Source organism: Mesobacillus sp. (assembly GCF_049588175.1).
GTDB lineage: Bacteria > Bacillota > Bacilli > Bacillales > Cytobacillaceae > Mesobacillus.
In genome coordinates this window covers 1-1,928 of the sequence record NZ_JBAVFI010000683.1, presented here as the reverse complement: position 1 = coordinate 1,928, position 1,928 = coordinate 1, and the positions used below count along the sequence as shown (strand labels likewise).

At 40.6% G+C, this 1,928-nt stretch carries 2 protein-coding genes; one reads left to right on the top strand and one right to left on the bottom strand.

What is annotated here, in order from left to right; translation table 11 throughout:
- On the top strand, positions 1 to 1,068 hold the full coding sequence (locus WB217_RS16590) for a multicopper oxidase domain-containing protein (protein ID WP_423994377.1): 1,068 nt from the start codon (positions 1 to 3) through the stop codon (positions 1,066 to 1,068).
- A 165-nt stretch (positions 1,069 to 1,233) separates the two neighbouring features.
- Here the strand turns inward: WB217_RS16590 and WB217_RS16585 are convergent.
- Positions 1,234 to 1,928, bottom strand: a 695-nt coding sequence (locus tag WB217_RS16585) for a PucR family transcriptional regulator (RefSeq protein WP_423994376.1), incomplete at its 5' end; no start/stop codon positions are given.

Below are 1,928 nucleotides of genomic sequence, written 5' to 3'. Positions count from 1 at the left end.
ATGAGGTATAATAAAAAGCTATTAAGGAACACATTTTTTTCTGCCGTGATACTTTTACTCCCAGCCTGCAATACAACTACATCCTCAGAAAACCCACAGCAAACTAGTGATTCAAAAGGAACCGTTTCAGCTGCCGCCTCTAACATATTTGGTCCACACGAAAACGTAAATCAGCCACCGACCCCTTTAAAAATTGAACGAGTAAGCGAAAATGAAGTGAATGTAGAAATGACAGCACAAATCACGGATATTGAGATATCAAAAGGAAATATATATAAAGCCTGGACATTTAACGGCGAAGCCCCTGGCCCTGTAGTGGTAGTGAATGAAGGTGATATCATCAATTTCAAGTTAGTCAATATGGATCCTGCTATCCCCCATAGCATGGACTTTCATGCCGTACATGCAGCTCCATCAAAGGACTTTATTGATGTAATGCCGAATGAAAGCGGTTCCTTTACCTACCCTGCAAGTAAACCAGGAGTGTTCATGTATCATTGTGGTACCAAACCGGTTTTATCACATATTGCAAATGGAATGCATGGAACGATCATAGTGAAGCCGAATGATGGTTATCCGAATGACGGGGAAATCGACCGTGAATTCGTCATTATCCAAAATGAATGGTATAAGTATAACGATTTAGAGGATTTTACGAATGGAGTGCCAAGCCATGTTGTTTTTTCAGCTAAGGCGTTGAAAGAAGGACAACTAAACACAAATGGCGTGGTAGGCAGTTTAGTAGATACACCTCTTTTAGCAAAAGTTGGTGACCGGATTCGTTTATACGTAAATAATGTCGGTCCAAATGAAGTCAGCAGTTTCCATGTTGTTGGTACGATTTTTGATGACGTCTATATCGATGGAAATCCGTTCAATCATATGAAAGGCCTGCAAACAGTCATGTTACCAGCGAGTGGCGGTGCTGTTGTCGAGTTTACTGTAACAAAAGAAGGCAACTATCCGATCGTCACTCACCAATTTAATCATGTGACCAAGGGCGCGGTTGGAATGATTAAAGTAACAAAAGATGGGAAAGATGACGGAAGTGCCATATCTGGTCACTGATGAATTCAAGTAGTCGTTAAATTGAAACAATCAAAGCAGTTTCCTTATTTGGAAACTGCTTTACTTTATTTACTGACATACAAGACTGGTTTTACAATGGCATACCGCCTTTATGTCTATGGGTAAAGAAATTTGTTGGGACCCTGGAGACGATCTTTCATTCCTTTACAACGTTTCCTGCTCAACCGCTCTAACCGGTTTAGACGAAAGCAGAAATTCATAAGAATGCAGCATAAAGTCAATCGCCAACCGCTTTTCATGATTCATAAAATCATTCCCAAGCAGCTTCTCAAGCTTCTCAATCCGGTGATACAGAGTTTGCCGGACAACATACAGTCGCTTCGCTGTCTCTTGCTTCGATCCATTGCACGCCAAATACGTTTTCAACGTCTCCATCAGCTTACCATTGTACTTTTTGTCATAGTTGATCACCGGCTCCAGGTATTCAAGCACGATTTCATTCAAGTCCACATGACGGTTCAAATGGGAAATGAGCCGGAATATATGTAAGTCATCGTAAAAATAACTGCCCTCATGCTGGATGCAGCGATTCTGGATACGGATCGTTTCGATGGCTGTTTGATAACTAAGATGAATATTCTTTAATTCATCTACATATTTACCAATTCCAAGTACTGGCTTGGACTTTTGCTTGCCAACCTTAATGTCGTTTTGCACGACCTTCTGTATTCCTTCCTTCATCCGCTGCTTCCAGGTTGCTGTGTTTCTTTTATTCAGAAAAATAAAGATCAGTGAATCTCTTTTTTCAATCGAAAACAGCGAAAACCCTTGCTGCTCAAATACCGTCCTGAAGTAAAGCTTAAAATAGGTCAAATCGACATTAGAATACTGCTCATATG